This is a genomic window from Streptomyces sp. NPDC042364 (assembly GCF_056437585.1).
Window position 1 is genome coordinate 42,120 of the sequence record NZ_JBWKAJ010000025.1, and the last position, 15,208, is coordinate 57,327.

Consider the following 15,208-nt stretch of genomic DNA (forward strand, 5'->3'; position numbering starts at 1 on the left):
CCGCGGTCAGGGAGTGACGCCGCGCAGGGCTCGCGGGGAGGCGCCGAGTTCCCTGCGGCAGGCCTTGTTGAAGGCCTGGAGGTCGGGGATGCCCACGGAGGCGGCGACGGCGGGGATGGAGAGGGTCGTGGCGCGCAGCAGATGGTGGGCGCGTTCCAGTCTGCGGCGGCGGATGTAGCCGACGACCGTGCTGCCCGTCTCCGCGCGGAACAGCCGGGTCAGGTGGTTGTGGGAGACACCGGCCGCCCGGGCCACCTCCGGAATGGAGAGCGGGGCCGCGAGGTGGGCCTCGATGTGGGCGATGGCCGTGATGACCGCCGGGTGCGGGCCGGGGTCGGCCGCGGCGGGCGGGGTGAGGTGGGCGACCCGCCACAGAGTGGTCCAGATCTCGGCCCTGGTGCGCTCGGGCTCGCTCGGGGCGGCGGCCACCGCCTGGAGCAACAGGTCGGTCAGGGCGGGGAGTTCGGGACCGGCGTCCTGCACGACGGGGACCGTGCGGAGCGTACCGGCCGGGGCTATGCGCAGGTGGGCGTAGAGGTGTTCCGAGCGGCCGCGGTAGCGGTAGCGGACCGTGGTGCCGGGCGGAACGAGACTGACCCGGCCGGGGCGGACGATGTGGACGGTGCCGTCGACGGTCAGCTCGGCCTCGTACCGGTAGAGGTGCAGTTGCCACAGCTCCGGGAGCCGGAACACGTCCGTACGCCCGGCCACCCCGTGCACACCGACTCCGATGCCCGCGACGACGGGCGGCTCGCCGAGGTGGATCTCCGTCTCCCGCATGACGGAAACGTATCAGTGACGGCCGTCACATCCCGCTCCCCGGCGGCTCCGTCAGCAGGAGCTTTGCCTGCCGCTCCCGGGCGCCTCGGGCCACGGGACGGTCGTGCGTCAGCCCCCGGCGCCGCACGTCGAAGGCGAGGCGAGAACGCCGATCAGACGCGCCACGGTCTCCGTCATCGCCGTACGTCCCGCCGCCAGGTAGGCGCGGGGGTCCACCGCCTCGGGACGGACGGTCAGGAAGTCGCGGATCGCGCCGGTCAGGGCGATGTTGAGGGCGGTGCCGATGTTGACCTTGGCGATGCCGCCGGTCACGGCCGCGCGCAGTTCGTCGTCGGGGACGCCGGAGGAACCGTGCAGGACGAGGGGGACGCCGAGGGTGCCGGAGAGCCGCTTGAGGAGGGTGTGGTCGAGGGTGGCGGTCCGGGTGGTCATGGCATGCGCGCTGCCGATGGCCACGGCGAGCGCGTCCACGCCGGAATCGACCACGAAGGCACGGGCCTCGTCGGGGTCGGTACGGGCGCCGGGGGCGTGCGCGTCCAGCGGTGGCAGCCCGTTCTTGCCGCCGACCTGGCCCAACTCGGCCTCGATCCACAGGCCTCGGGCGTGCGCCCACTCCACCGCGGCCCGGGTGGCTGCGAGGTTCTCGGCGTACGGCAGGTGCGAGGCGTCGTACATCACCGAGCTGAAGCCGGCGTCGGGTGCCCGGCGCAGCAGGTCGTCGCTCCGGATGTGGTCGAGGTGGAGCGCGACGGGCACGGTCGCCCGTTCGGCCGCGGCGGTGGCGGCACGGGCCAGGGGGAGCAGCTCCCCGTCGTGGAACCTGACCGCGTTCTCGCTGACCTGGAGGACGACGGGGGCGTCGACGGACTCGGCGCCCGCGAGGACGGCCTCGGCGTGCTCCAGGGTGATGATGTTGAACGCAGCCACGGCGGTGTGCGCGGCGGCCGCCCCCGTGATCAGCTCACCGGTCGTCGTGAGGGGCACAACTCCTCCTGAGGCGCTGGCGGTAGAGGGTCCGTCCCGGGGTGGTCACGCGGTCGGGCCGAGGATCACCGAGCGGGTGAGGTGGCGCGGTCGGTCCGGGTCGAGGCCGCGGGCCGCGGCCACGGTGACGGCGAGGCGTTGGGCGCGGACGAGTTCGGCGAGGGGGTCGAGGCGACCGGCCACCCATGTCCCGCCGGTCCGGCGTACCTGCTGGGCGAGCCCTTCGGGTGCCTCGCCGAACATCCAGGTGGCCGTGCCCCGGGTGGTGACGCTGACGGGGCCGTGCCGGTACTCCATCGCGGGGTAGGCCTCGCTCCACGCCAGCGCGGCCTCGCGCATCTTGAGCGCGGCCTCGTGGGCGAGCCCCACGGTCCAGCCCCGGCCCAGGAAGGTGAACTGGGTACTGTCGGCGACCCCTTCGGGCAGCGGGGTGTCCAGTGCGGTGCGGGCGTCGGCCACGGCCCGGCCGGTGGGGAGGCCCAGATGGGCGCGCAGCAGGGTGAGCGCCGTGGTCGCGAAGCGGGTCTGGACGACGGACTTCTCGTCGGCGAAGTCCAGCACGACGAGGTCGTCGGCGGCCGCGCTCACCGGCGTGTCCGGGTCCGCCGTGACGGCCGTGGTGCGGGTGCGTCCCCGGAGGGTGCCCAGCAGGTCGAGCACCTCGGTGGTGGTGCCGGACCGGGTGAGGGCGACGACGTGGTCGTAGGCGCGGCCGTACGGGAACTCGGAGGCCGCGAAGGCGTCCGTCTCACCGTGCTCCGCGCGCTCCCGCAGTGCCGCGGCGGCCTGGGCCATGAAGTAGGACGTACCGCAGCCGACGAGTGCCACCCGCTCCCCCGCCGTCGGCAGGACGTCGGCGTGGGAGACCGCTTCGGCGGTGGCGCGGGCCCAGCACTCGGGCTGGCTGTGCAGTTCGTCCTCGACGTGGGTCATGCGGTCACCCTCCCCGGCAGACGACAGCTTCATGCTCGTAGCTGCAAGATAGAGCCATACTTCGAGCATCTTCAAGCAAACGACCGGTTCGGTCTGCGCTAGGGTCATGTGAAGATCACGTCCGGACGGAGAGGTGTCCCCATGTCCCGCGACGCCCGCTGGCAGGCGCTGCTCGAACTGCTCGTGGAGCGGGGGCGGCTCGACGTCGAGGAGGCGGCCGCCGAGCTGGCGGTGTCGGCGGCGACCATCCGTCGCGACTTCGACCAGCTGGCCGAACAGCAGATGCTCGTCCGGACCCGGGGCGGGGCGGTCGTGCACGGGGTCTCGTACGAGCTGCCGCTGCGCTACAAGACGGCCCGGCGTGCCACCGAGAAGCAGCGCGTGGCGAAGGCGGTGGCCGACCTCGTCGCGCCCGGCGAGGCGGTGGGCCTCACCGGCGGCACGACCACCACGGAGGTCGCGCGGGCGCTGGCCGTGCGGGGCGATCTGGCGTCCGGGGCGCCCGCGCTGACCGTGGTCACCAATGCGCTGAACATCGCGAGCGAGCTCGCGGTGCGGCCCCAGTTCAAGATCGTGGTGACGGGCGGGGTGGCCCGCGCGCAGTCGTACGAGCTGGTCGGGCCGCTCGCCGACGGTGTGCTCCGGCAGATCACCCTGGACATGGCGGTGCTCGGCGTGGTCGCGTTCGACGTCGAGCACGGTGCGGCGGCGCACGACGAGGCGGAGGCCGCGGTCAACCGGCTGTTGTGCGAGCGTGCGGAGCGGGTGGTCGTCGCGGCCGACTCCAGCAAGCTGGGGCGGCGGGCGTTCGCGTGGATCTGCGCGGCCGGGTCCGTGGACACGCTGGTCACGGACGCGGCGGCGGAGCCGGGGGCGGTACGGCGGTTCGAGGAGGCGGGGGTGCGGGTCGTCGTGGCCTGAGGCCGGGCTCGGGCGGCACGGCGGACGGGTTCAGTGGCGCGGCCTCACCTCGGGCAGGGCGGCGGGGCGGCGGGGTCGATCGTGCGGCCGACCTCGAACCGCACGGGGGCCGCCTCGGTCGGGCGGCCGGGCTCGGACGGCGCGGCGACGCGGCAGCCGGTCCCGCGGCTCTGGCACTCGGACCAGCGAGGCCGCGCCGTTCGACGTCGATCCGGCGTACCGGAGGGTGGTCGGCGGCTCGCCCGTGGGGGCCTGGGGGTGCGCCGTTCGGATCACCCGGACTGTGGCGAGGTGTGTTCGGCGAGGAGGCCGTACAGCAAGGGGATGCGGGGCTCGGGCAGACGCCACCAACCGGACGCGGTGCGGGTCATCCCGGGCCAGCGCGGCCAGGGCAGTTCATCGCTCTCGCGCAGGCGGCGGATGGTCAGGCCGGCGCCGATGAGGGCGTTGATCACCTCGTCCAGGCCGTGCATCCACTCGTAGCTGTCGGTGGCGCCCTCCACGGCGGGGCCGTCGGTATAGGTGTACGTCGCGTCGCGGTGCACGGCGCCCGCCCCGCCCAAGTAGTCGTGGCGCAGCAGGAGTTCGGGGCCGGCGTCCGGATCGGGCTTCGGGCCGAGGGAGTTCAGCAGTGGATGGAACTCCGCGATGTACACCCTCCCGCCGGGGCGCAGGAGCCGGGCGAGGACCCCGGCCCAGCGGCCCAGGTCGGGCAGGTAGCACAGGGCACCCTTGCCCGTGTACACCACGTCGAACCGCCGGCCTCCCAGGGCCTCGACGGCGTCGTACACGTTCGCCCGTACGAAGGTGACGTCCAGGCCCGCCGTCCGGGCGACGCGGGTGGCGGCGGCCACCGACGCGCCGGAGAAGTCGAGGCCGGTGGCGCGTGCCCCGCGCCGGGCGAAGGCGAGCGTCTCGGTGCCGAGATGACACTGGAGGTGCAGCACGTCCCGCCCGTCCAGCCGACCGAGGTCCTCCCACTCCCACGGGGCGAACCAGCGTGCGGGGTCGAGGTTCTCGTCAAGTGCGTAGAACCGGCTGGCGAGATGGACGGGGGTCCGGGCGTCCCAGTTGGCCTCGTTGGCCCGCATCATGCGCTCATGAGCGTCGGTCATGACCCCATCCAAGCAAAGGCTGGGCACCCCTCAGGGCTTCTCGGTGCGTGTGTCCGGCCGATCTCGACGTGTGTGGCGGCCATGGGGACGGCAGCTCTGCACGCATGCGGCCGGCCACGGGGACCGCCGCTCTCAGTGCCCGTGACCGTGCCCGGCCGAGGCGTCGTGCGTTCCGTCCGCCGCGTTCGGCTCGTCCGGGGCGGCCGCTCCTCCGGCGCGGACGGTGAACTCGGCGGTGCGGACCTTCCCTTCGTGCTTGAAGTCGAGGAAGAGGCGGTAGGTGCCGGCACTCGGCGCGGTGGCAGTGAAGGAGATGCCGGGGCCGGGGGCGGTCTCACCGTCGCCGGGCTCGCCGTTGGGGTGGACGTGCAGGTAGGCGAGGTCGCCGGAGCGCAGGGCGACCAGGTGGCCGTAGGCACCGAGGTAGGGCTGGAGGTCGGTGACGGGGCTGCCGTTCCGGGAGACGGTCAGCTTCAGCTCGCTCGCCGCGCCCGGCCGCAGTCCGCCGTCCAGCTCGACCTCGTAACCGTCGACGGTGGCGGTGGCGTCCGGCGCCGGGAGCCGCTGCGGGGCATAGGCGCCCGAGACCGCCAGGTCGGCGCCGAGCGTGAGGTTCTCGGCGCCCTTCCGCGCCGGGGTGAAGTCGGCGAAGACGCGGTAACCGCCCGCCCTGGGCAGGTCGACGGGGGTGCTCCAGGTGCCGTCGGGGGTACGGGTGGGGTGGAGGTGGCGGTAGGTGACCAGGTCGCGTGACGCGACGATGAGGTGCAGTTCCTTGTCGTGCTCGCGCTGGTACGCGGTGACGGCACGGCCTTCGTCGTCGCGTATGACGAGGCGCAGCTCGGTGCGCTGTCCCGCGGTGACGGCAGTGGTGCGCAGGTCGAGGGTGAAGCCGCCCTCGGAGATCTGCAGGCCGCCGGCCGGGGGTGACTCGTGCCGCCCCGAATCATGGCCGCCGCCCTGGTCGGACTTCGGCGACGCCCCGCCGTGGCTGTCGTGGCGCGGGGGCGCGCTGTCCGCGACGACGGGGTCGAGCCCCTTGCCCACCCCGTAGGCGGTGCCGAAGGTCGCGGCCAGCGCGGCGGCGAACGCGGTGATCCTCAGTCCGGTGTTCATGGCACGTCTCCTCGGAAGCGGAGGGTTTCAACTCGGCTCACGATACCCCCCTAGGGTATCCAGTCAAGCGCTCGGCGGGACTTTCACCGAATACCCCCCATGGGTATACAGAGGGTCGCGACGGTCCCCCTGGTCCGTGACCGGCGCACGCTTCAGGGCGGCGTGGCAGGGGCCTCCGGAGCGGCACGACTGCCACGACGTACGACGACGGGCAGAGGGAGTCCGGCTCGCGTCGAGCGGGGCCCAGGCGGTGTTGTGAACCCGTCGTGGGGCGTTGATGGGTCCGGTGCGGTGAGCGCCCGAGTCGGGTCCGGGCTCTCGGGCGGCGCGCCGGACCGTACAAGTCACTGCGTGAACGGGGCCGGCCCGACGGAACCGCCGGCCCCGGGAAGGGGCACAGCGGCGGTCAGCTCCGGTACGCCACCAGCGCCATCATGCCGGCCTCTCCGTGGTACGCGTTGTGGCAGTGCAGCATCCACTGCCCGGGGTTGTCGGCGTCGAAGACGACGGACAGTTTCCTCCTCGGGAGCACGATGGCGGTGTCCTTGCGCGGGCCTTCAGGGCCCAGCTGATAGGTGTGGCCGTGCAGGTGCATGGGGTGCCACATCGTGGTCGTGTTGACGAAGTCCAGCCGGACGCGCTGCCCTTCCTCGATCGTCAGCGGACTCGCGGCCGGGTCGTCCATGTCGTACGCCTTGCCGTTGATGGCCCAGTTGTACCTGTGCATGCCGCCGGTCAGCTCCACCCGGTGCACCCGGTCCACCTTCCCGGAGGGCAGGCGGACGTCGTCGGCCGCGCGCAGCCGAGAGGCCGTGAGGATCTTCCCGTTCAGCTCCTTCGGGCGGACGGTCGCCCCGGGAGCGCTGCCGGATCCCGTACGGACCAGAGCCATGCCGGTGGCGTTCTTGCCCTCGGCCAGCGCGACGAGCGGGAAGACCCCGTCGTCGAGGGTGACCAGGACGTCGTACCGCTCCCCCATCCCGATCAGCAGGGCGTCCGCCTGTCGGGGTTCGACGGGGAATCCGTCGGTGTGGGTGACGGTCAGCCTGTGTCCGCCGAGCGCCACTCGGTACGCGGTGTCGCCTCCCGCGTTGATGATGCGCAGCCGGACTCGCTTGCCGGGCTTGCCCCGGTAGACAGCGGGGTCGGCGGGGACCCGGCCGTTGACCAGGTGGTACGGGTACCTCACATCACCGGCGTCGCCGCCGAGCAGCTCGCTCTCGGCGCCCATGAACATGAACTTCATCGACCTCCCGCCGGAGGAGGGCGAGGCGGACGGGGGCGCGGAGTCATCCCCCATGTCCATGCCCTCCATGTCGCCCATGTCGTGGCCCTCGTGGCCGCCGGAGCCGGAGTCGCCGCCCATGTCCATGCCGCCCATGCCCTGCCGCAGCTCGGCGAAGACCTCGTCCGGAGTGCCGGTGACGCCGTCGACCCAGTCGTCCAGGACGAGGACCCATTCGTCGTCGTACGACAGCGGCTCCCGGGGGTCCTCGACGATCAACGGCGCGTACAGCGCGCGGTCGAGCTGGACGCCGACGTGGGGGTGGAAGAAGTACGTGCCGGGAGTGTCGGTGATGAAGCGGTAGGTGAAGTTGGCACCCGCCCGGACTGCCTGCTGGGTCACCGGCGGGACGCCGTCCATGTCGTTGCGCATGGCGATTCCGTGCCAGTGGATGGACGTGGTGGTCCTGTGGGGCAGCTGGTTGGAGAGTTCGGCCTCCAGGGTGTCACCGACGGACAGGCGGATCTCCTTCCCGGGGGCGCGGTCGCTGAAGGCCCAGCTCTTGGCCATGACCCCGCCGCCGAGGTCGAGCGTGGCCGGCGCTGCGGTCAGGGTCACGCTCCGCGTCCTGCCCGTGCCCTTCCGCTTCTTCTCCACGGCGGCGACGGCCGAGCCGGAGGGGTCGACCAGGGCGGGTGTCGCGCCGGAGCCGCTGCTGCAGGCGGCGAGCGCGCCGGCGCCCGCGACGCCGAGCCCGGCGAGCAGGACGGAGCGGCGGTTGATGCTGTTCATGGGCGTCCTCGATCAGTGTGCGCATACGGGGGTCGGCGTGCTGGGACGGTCCTCGGCATGAACGGGGCGCGAGGGAGCCGTGAGGCACGACCTACATACGCAACCGGGAGAGAACGGACAGGTCCGGGGGCGCTCGGCCCACCGTCCCGGCGGCCTTGCCCCAGGACGTGACCACTTCGTGCGCGGCAAGATCCCGTGATGCCGGGGTTTGCGCCGGTGGTGCGAGCTTCACGACCTCAAGGCTCGCGGCCGAGCAGTGCTGCATCGCCATGCCGTCGCACCCCGGGCCGTCAGCACTGAACATCGTCGGCGCGGCGGCCGTCGCCTGATCCGCGGCCTGCGCCACGGCACTTCCGTGCCCGTGCCCGGTCATGGCCGTCTCTCCGTGCCCGTTCATGGCCATCGCTCTGTACCCATGCCCGGTCATGGCCGTCGCCGGTACGGCATGGCCGTGCGCCATCACCATGCCCGGTGTCGTCAGGTGTGCGGACGACGACCAGGCCGGGCCGAGGGCAACGGCGGCCGACTCGTGGTGGATCAGTACGGCGAGTGCCGCGAGCAGGGCGATCCCGGCAGCACGCACCCAGCGGACCACGGCCTGCGAGGCACGGGTCGACGGGGCCCAGGCTCCCGGTGCTGTCATCGCTTCCCTCGAGGTTCCCTGCCGGACGACTGGGCGCCAGTATACCCGGAGGGGGTAATCCGCGCCCTGGGAGACGGAGGGCAGCCCTGCCGACGACCACCCCTACGGCGCCGCAGCGAAGAGGCCCACGACAGCCCGGCGCCGAACGCGCCCGAAGCGGCGCCGACGCACGACCAGCCGGGCCACACGGAGGGCGACACCCACTTGCCACAGGTACGGCCGGGGGGTATACATGAGCCCGATCGACATACCCCCAGGGGGTATGCTCTACATCTGCGGAGAATCCCATGGCGAACTGCTGCACCCCTGACGGAAGCCGCCACACCAGTGGCCAGATCAAGACCACATACAGGGTCGACGGCGTCGGCAGTGCTCACTGCCGGGGCGTCGTGGCCCAGGCCGTGGGCGGCCTGGACGAGATCACCGCGGTCGACGTCGAGATCGGCACCGGCCTGGTCATCGTGACCACCGCCACCGAGCCCGACGAGGCGCTGGACGCCCTGATCGCCAGGACCGTCGACAAGGCCGGCTACGACTTCGCCGGCCGCGTGGCCGTCTGACCCACGCGCCGGGACGGGACGGGGCCGGCCCTTCTTCTCGGCCCCGGCTCGTCCGTCGCATATCGCGCCCGTGAACTTCCGAGGAGCAGACATGACCACCACCACATCCGGTGCCGCCGAGGTCGAACTGGCCATCGGCGGCATGACCTGCGCCTCGTGCGCCGCTCGCATCGAGAGGAAACTCAACCGCATGGACGGGGTGGAGGCCACCGTCAACTACGCCACCGAGAAAGCCAGGGTCACCTACCGCGAGGACGTCACCGTCGCCGACCTGATAGCCAAGGTCGAGGCCACCGGTTACACAGCGCGCGAGCCCGAGCCCGAGCCCGCACACGCCGAGCCGCAGGCCGGCGGCAGCACCGTACGGCAGGAGGAGGACGGGCTGCGGCCGCTGCGCCGGCGTCTGACGACCGCCGTGGTCCTGGCCGTGCCGGTGATCGCGATGGCCATGGTCCCGGCGTTGCAGTTCGAGTACTGGCAGTGGCTCTCGCTCACGCTGGCGGCGCCCGTGGTGACGTACGCCGCCTGGCCGTTCCACAAGGCCGCCTGGACCAACGCCAGGCACGGTGCCGCCACCATGGACACGCTGATCTCGGTGGGCACGTCGGCGGCGTTCCTCTGGTCGCTGTGGGCGCTGTTCCTCGGCACGGCCGGCACACCCGGTATGACGCACCCGTTCGAGCTGACCGTCGTGCGCGGCGACGGCGCCGGGAACATCTACCTGGAGGCCGCGGCGGGTGTCACGGCCTTCATCCTGGCCGGCCGGTACTTCGAGGCCAGGTCGAAACGGAAGGCGGGAGCGGCCCTCAAGGCCCTGCTGGAGCTGGGTGCCAAGGAGGTCACGGTGCTGCGCGGCGGCCGCGAGGAACTGATCCCCGTCGGCGAGTTGAAGGTCGGTGACCGTTTCCTCGTACGGCCCGGCGAGAAGATCGCCACCGACGGAGTGGTCGTCGAAGGGGCATCCGCCGTGGACGCCTCCATGCTCACCGGCGAGTCGGTGCCGGTCGAGGTCGGCACCGGGGACGGCGTCACCGGCGGCACGCTCAACGCGGGCGGCCGCCTGGTGGTCGAGGCAGCCAGGGTCGGCGCCGACACCCAGCTCGCCCGCATGGCCAGGCTGGTGGAGGATGCGCAGAACGGCAAGGCCGCCGCTCAACGGCTCGCCGACAGGATCTCCGCGGTCTTCGTCCCGGTCGTGATCGCCCTGGCGCTCGGCACCCTGGGCTTCTGGCTCGGCAACGGCGCGGACCTGACCGCCGCCTTCACCGCGGCGGTCGCCGTCCTGATCATCGCCTGCCCGTGCGCCCTGGGCCTGGCCACCCCGACCGCCCTCATGGTCGGCACCGGGCGCGGCGCCCAGCTCGGCATCCTCATCAAGGGACCGGAGGTCCTGGAGACGACGCGCAAGGTCGACACCATCGTCCTGGACAAGACCGGCACCGTGACAACCGGCAGGATGACGCTGCTCGCCGTGCACACCGCCGGGACCACGGGCGAGGACGAGGTCCTGCGTATCGCGGGCGCCCTGGAGCACAACTCCGAACACCCGATCGCCCGCGCCGTCGCCGACCGCGCGCTGGAGAAGCTCGGCTCGCTGCCCGCACCGGAGGACTTCGTGAACGTACCCGGCCTCGGCGTCCAGGGAGTCGTCGACGGCCACGCCGTCCTCGTCGGCCGGGAGCGGCTGCTGGCCGAGTGGGCGCTGAAGCTGCCGGAGGAGCTCCGGCGGGCCGGGGCGGAGGCCGAGGCGGCCGGGCGTACGGCCGTGGCGGTCGCCTGGGACGGTGAGGCACGGGCGGTGCTGGAGGTCGCCGACGCGGTGAAGGAGACCAGCGCCGAGGCGATCGCCGGGATGCGCGCGCTCGGCCTCACCCCGATCCTGCTCACCGGCGACAACAGGGCCGTGGCCGCGTCGGTCGCACGCGAGGTCGGTATCGCGCCCGAGGATGTCATCGCCGAGGTACTGCCCCAGGACAAGGTCGAAGTAGTCAAACGGCTTCAGGGCGAGGGCCGTTCGGTCGCGATGGTCGGGGACGGCGTCAACGACGCGGCCGCTCTGGCCCAGGCCGACCTGGGGCTGGCCATGGGCACCGGCACGGACGCGGCGATCGAGGCCGGCGACCTCACCCTGGTCCGGGGCGACCTGCGTGTCACGGTCGACGCCATCCGTCTCGCCCGCCGGACGCTGGGGACCATCCGGTCCAACCTGTTCTGGGCGTTCGCCTACAACGTGGCCGCCCTGCCGCTCGCCGCGGCCGGGCTGCTCAACCCGATGATCGCCGGAGCAGCCATGGCGTTCTCGTCGGTGTTCGTCGTCGGCAACTCCCTGCGCCTGCGCGCGTTCAGGGTGGCGGATCGGGGCTGAGGGCCGCACTGACGGCCCGACCGGGGCTGGGCGGCACCCGACGAATCATCGGTTCCGGCTGTGATATCGCGCCGCTGCCCGACTGACCGAGAAATGAGCGGGCGGAGTTCGCGGCGACTCGGCACACCGCGGCTGCCCTCCTCGAAGGTCGCGCCCCACACCGCCCGATCCAACCGGTCCGAATATCGAGACGAAAGCGCTGAGCCTCCTCGCTCCGACAACTCCCCTTACACAGCGAGGAGGTCCTACGGTCCCGTCCCGAAGGCCGTGCCGGCGAGCGTCATTGACGACGAGTGATCACGCACATCCGGAGCCCGATCTCCTTATCACCTCGAGTCGTCGAGTCCTTTTCCGAACACACTCGTCACTCTCGCCACGAGAAATCCTTCGAGAAAGCGGAGGAGTAATTCACTGACGGGGAAAGGCCCTTCCGTGAGGCACGGCGAGGGGGCGAGCCGGGAGTTGACCGGTGGAAGGTCTGGTGACGCTCAGCGACCGAGACCGGCCTGGACAGCCCCTTCCTGTCGTCGATGAAAGGCGGAACGGGAGCCGTTGGGAGGGGGCGGGCCCCGGTGGACGACAGCGCCTGGGCGTCCGCCGGATGACAAACCCGAACCAGCGGCCCATCCCTACCGTCCACCGACGGCGCTTCTCATCGACCGCCGACGAGGCTTAGCGTCTCGACATGAAGATTCGCCGGTTGGACGCGGTGGTCAGCGCCGCGGGCGACGTGCCGTTCAAGCCGGTGACCGAGCTGACGCCCGAGGGCATTCGTCCCCGCCGCCGCGATCGAGATCGCCCCGCAACGCGTCAACGCGATCAGCCCGACCGTCTTCACCGAGAGCCTCGCCGACTACGGGGACTACTTTCCCCGGCACACCCCCCGTGACCTCGCCGACGTCGCGCAGGCGTACGTCCGCTCCGTCGAGGGCGCCCAGACGGGGCAGGTCTACGCCCTGTAGACGTGATCGGAGGCACATCCGCACCCGCACCCGCACCCGCACCCGCACCCGCACCCGCACCCGCCAGGTCGCCTGCCCGCACCCGGATAAATCCTTGCCCCAGCCGCCTACTCAGACCTAGCCTGCTTTTGTGCCGCAAATAAACAAATCCCGATCGCACAGCGTCGTGCCGGGTAGCGACCTCACCCGCCTCCGGCTCGCCATCACCGCCTTCTTCGCCCTGGACGGATTCGTCTTCGCCGGTTGGGTCGTCCGGATTCCCGCCGTGAAGGAGCAGACAGGCGCGTCGCCCGGAGCACTGGGGCTGGCCCTGCTGGGCGTGTCCGCCGGAGCGGTGGTCACGATGATGCTGACGGGACGCCTGTGCCGCCGATTCGGCAGCCATCCCGTGACGGTCGCCTGCGCGACCCTGCTGTCGCTGAGCGTGGCACTGCCGCCACTGACCCACTCGGCACTCGCTCTCGGCGCCGTCCTGCTGATCTTCGGCGCGGCCTTCGGCGGTATCAACGTCGCCTTCAACAGCGCCGCCGTGGACCTGGTGGCAGCCCTGCGGCGGCCCGTCATGCCGAGCTTCCACGCCGCCTTCAGTCTCGGCGGGATGATCGGGGCGGGCCTCGGCGGGCTGGTCGCGGGGTCGCTGTCCGCGACCCGCCATCTGCTCGGCATCACCGTCATCGGCCTGCTGGTGACCGCCGTCGCGGGACGCACCCTGCTGCGCCACGAACCCCCGGCACCACCCGAGCACCTGACCGGCACCACCGACGGTCCGCCGACCGGGGCGAACGGCCCGCGCGAACCCGAAGGGGGCCACGACCGTTCGAGCACCCGCGGCCTGGTGGTCACCTTCGGCCTGGTCGCCCTGTGCACGGCGTACGGCGAGGGCGCACTGGCCGACTGGGGTGCACTGCACCTCGAAGAGGACCTGGACGCCTCCCCCGGCCTCGCGGCGATCGGCTACTCCTGCTTCGCGCTCGCCATGACCATCGGCCGGCTGACCGGGACGACCCTGCTCGAACGCCTGGGCAGGACCCGCGTGCTCGTGGTCGGCGGCGCCACCGCCACGGTCGGCATGCTGCTGGGTTCTCTCGCCCCGTCGGTGTGGGCGACGCTGCTCGGCTTCGCGATCACCGGCCTGGGCCTCGCCAACATCTTCCCCGTCGCCATCGAGCGCGCCGGCGCCCTCGCCGGGCCCGACGGGGTGGCCACCGCCTCCACGCTCGGTTACCTCGGCATGCTGCTGGGCCCGCCCGCGATCGGCTTCATGGCCGAATGGCACTCCCTTCCCGCCGCGCTCACCAGTGTCGCGGCACTGGCCGCGTTCGCCTCCGCCATCGCGTTCGTCACACGCCACGCAACCCCGAAATGACCACGCACCGTTGTCATTTGACGCCTGGCGGTGCAAGTCGAAACTGCCGACAAGATGAGGCAACCATTCAGTCGTTCGATTCGTATAACTCCCTGGAGGCACAGCGACCCGGCCGAGCAGAGTGCGGCCGGAGCGTCACCATCCGTTTTTCCGGATGGTCCCGAACCAAGGAGAAACGATGCGACTGTTCGTACTCAACTACGCTCGCGCCACTGAGCAGTTGGAGTTCAGCGCTCCGTACACCTACGACTCCGGGCTGCAGTTGAACGTGCTCCCCGACGGGCGGATCGCCGCCCACGACCTGGCTTTGATGCGGGAATTGGGGGCCACCACGTCCACGGCGGGCTCGAAGACCCACTTCGACGACTGAACGCGGACATCGACAGATGACGGTGCTGATCCTGACGTGCGAACAGGATGTGACGGCGGACCTGGTGGTGGCCCGACTGAACAGGACCGGTGTACCGGTGGTCCGCCTGGACCCCGCCGACCTGCCCGGCGGGGTCGCCCTCTCCGGTGAGTACGTCCACGGCGCCTTCCGCGGACATCTGTCCGCCGGGGGGCGTCTGGTCAGCATGAGCGGGCTGCGGTCCATCTGGCTGCGCAGGCCGGGGATTCCCGCCAGCCGGGTGCCCGAGCCGTCCGGTTGGCTGACCGAGGAGTCCTCGCAGGCCCTGTACGGCATGCTGCGCGCCACGGGCGCCCGCTGGATGAACGACCCGGACGCGGCCCGGCGCGCCCGGCACAAGCCCTGGCAGCTCCGGCACGCCCAGCACGTCGGGCTGCCCGTGCCGGCCACGCTCATCACCACCTTCCCGCAGGCTGCACGGGACTTCGCCGAACGCTTCCCCGACCTGGTCGTGAAGCCGGTCTCCGGCACCCATCCGCAGGAACCGCCCAGGACGGTACCCACCACCCGGGTCGCGCCCGGCACGGACTTCACCGCGGTCGCCTTCGGTCCCACGCTGCTGCAACGCCGGATCGCCAAGAGCGCCGACATCCGCCTCACCGCCGTAGGCGACCGCATGCTGGCCGCCCGTAAGCCGGTCCACCCGGACGCCCACCCCGACGAGGTCGACGTCCGCTACGCCGTCTCCGACGCACCCTGGCATCCGGTCGACATACCGGCCCGTACGGCCGCGGCCGTGGGCGCCTACCTCCGTGACGCGGGACTCGCCTACGGGGCCTTCGACTTCGCGGAGGACGCAGACGGGATCTGGTGGTTCCTGGAGTGCAACCAGTCGGGCCAGTTCGGCTTCGTGGAGATGGACACCGGCCAGCCGATCGCACGGAGCGTCGCCGACTGGCTCACCCACCGGGAGCCGGAGAGGGAGGCCCCCCAGGGGAGCCGACTACCGGCGACGCCATGACGTCAGGCGGCCGAACGCCGAAGACGGGAGGGGATGTCACGCGAGGCCCTGCCGTCCGAGAGGGGCGGCGCAAGGG

Annotated in this window: 13 protein-coding genes; 6 read left to right on the top strand and 7 right to left on the bottom strand. The window is 71.9% G+C overall.

The window, feature by feature from the left end; all coding sequences use genetic code 11:
- Positions 1-6: 6 nt before the first annotated feature.
- The 3 genes from AC067N_RS33740 to AC067N_RS33750 all read right to left on the bottom strand — a co-directional run bounded on the left by AC067N_RS33740 (position 7) and on the right by AC067N_RS33750 (position 2,697).
- Positions 7-780 (bottom strand): helix-turn-helix domain-containing protein, encoded by a 774-nt coding sequence (locus AC067N_RS33740; protein WP_478682734.1) that lies wholly within the window; start codon positions 778-780, stop codon positions 7-9.
- Positions 781-888: 108 nt separating this feature from the next.
- The gene (locus AC067N_RS33745; protein WP_478682735.1) at positions 889-1,764 is read right to left on the bottom strand and encodes a class II fructose-bisphosphate aldolase; all 876 of its coding nucleotides are present in this window, start codon (positions 1,762-1,764) and stop codon (positions 889-891) included.
- 45 nt (positions 1,765-1,809) lie between these two features.
- The gene (locus tag AC067N_RS33750; RefSeq protein WP_478682736.1) at positions 1,810-2,697 is read right to left on the bottom strand and encodes an SIS domain-containing protein; all 888 of its coding nucleotides are present in this window, start codon (positions 2,695-2,697) and stop codon (positions 1,810-1,812) included.
- 141 nt (positions 2,698-2,838) lie between these two features.
- Between AC067N_RS33750 and AC067N_RS33755 the strand changes: the two genes are divergently transcribed.
- The gene (locus AC067N_RS33755) at positions 2,839-3,618 is read left to right on the top strand and encodes a DeoR/GlpR family DNA-binding transcription regulator (protein ID WP_478682737.1); all 780 of its coding nucleotides are present in this window, start codon (positions 2,839-2,841) and stop codon (positions 3,616-3,618) included.
- A gap of 272 nt (positions 3,619-3,890) precedes the next feature.
- Here AC067N_RS33755 and AC067N_RS33760 read toward each other — a convergent pair whose 3' ends face one another.
- The 4 genes from AC067N_RS33760 to AC067N_RS33775 all read right to left on the bottom strand — a co-directional run bounded on the left by AC067N_RS33760 (position 3,891) and on the right by AC067N_RS33775 (position 8,509).
- Positions 3,891-4,733 carry a class I SAM-dependent methyltransferase gene (locus AC067N_RS33760; RefSeq protein ID WP_478682738.1) on the bottom strand — a complete coding sequence of 281 codons (843 nt, stop codon included), beginning with the start codon at positions 4,731-4,733 and terminating at the stop codon, positions 3,891-3,893.
- Between the two features lie 132 nt (positions 4,734-4,865).
- A complete protein-coding gene (locus AC067N_RS33765) occupies positions 4,866-5,849 on the bottom strand; it encodes a hypothetical protein (protein ID WP_478682739.1) in 984 nt (327 codons plus the stop codon).
- Positions 5,850-6,255: 406 nt separating this feature from the next.
- On the bottom strand, positions 6,256-7,866 hold the full coding sequence (locus AC067N_RS33770) for a multicopper oxidase family protein (RefSeq protein ID WP_478682740.1): 1,611 nt from the start codon (positions 7,864-7,866) through the stop codon (positions 6,256-6,258).
- A gap of 91 nt (positions 7,867-7,957) precedes the next feature.
- Positions 7,958-8,509 (bottom strand): hypothetical protein, encoded by a 552-nt coding sequence (locus AC067N_RS33775; RefSeq protein WP_478682741.1) that lies wholly within the window; start codon positions 8,507-8,509, stop codon positions 7,958-7,960.
- Positions 8,510-8,796: 287 nt separating this feature from the next.
- Between AC067N_RS33775 and AC067N_RS33780 the strand changes: the two genes are divergently transcribed.
- The 5 genes from AC067N_RS33780 (at position 8,797) to tgmB (ending at position 15,132) form a co-directional block, all read left to right on the top strand.
- On the top strand, positions 8,797-9,069 hold the full coding sequence (locus AC067N_RS33780; protein ID WP_478682742.1) for a heavy-metal-associated domain-containing protein: 273 nt from the start codon (positions 8,797-8,799) through the stop codon (positions 9,067-9,069).
- A 91-nt stretch (positions 9,070-9,160) separates the two neighbouring features.
- A complete protein-coding gene (locus AC067N_RS33785; protein ID WP_478682743.1) occupies positions 9,161-11,434 on the top strand; it encodes a heavy metal translocating P-type ATPase in 2,274 nt (757 codons plus the stop codon).
- Between the two features lie 1,128 nt (positions 11,435-12,562).
- Positions 12,563-13,762, top strand: coding sequence for an MFS transporter (locus AC067N_RS33790; RefSeq protein ID WP_478682744.1), 1,200 nt, complete (start codon positions 12,563-12,565; stop codon positions 13,760-13,762).
- Between the two features lie 178 nt (positions 13,763-13,940).
- The gene (tgmA, locus tag AC067N_RS33795) at positions 13,941-14,132 is read left to right on the top strand and encodes a putative ATP-grasp-modified RiPP (protein WP_478682745.1); all 192 of its coding nucleotides are present in this window, start codon (positions 13,941-13,943) and stop codon (positions 14,130-14,132) included.
- A gap of 16 nt (positions 14,133-14,148) precedes the next feature.
- Positions 14,149-15,132 (top strand): ATP-grasp ribosomal peptide maturase, encoded by a 984-nt coding sequence (tgmB, locus tag AC067N_RS33800; protein WP_478682746.1) that lies wholly within the window; start codon positions 14,149-14,151, stop codon positions 15,130-15,132.
- Positions 15,133-15,208: the final 76 nt, after the last annotated feature.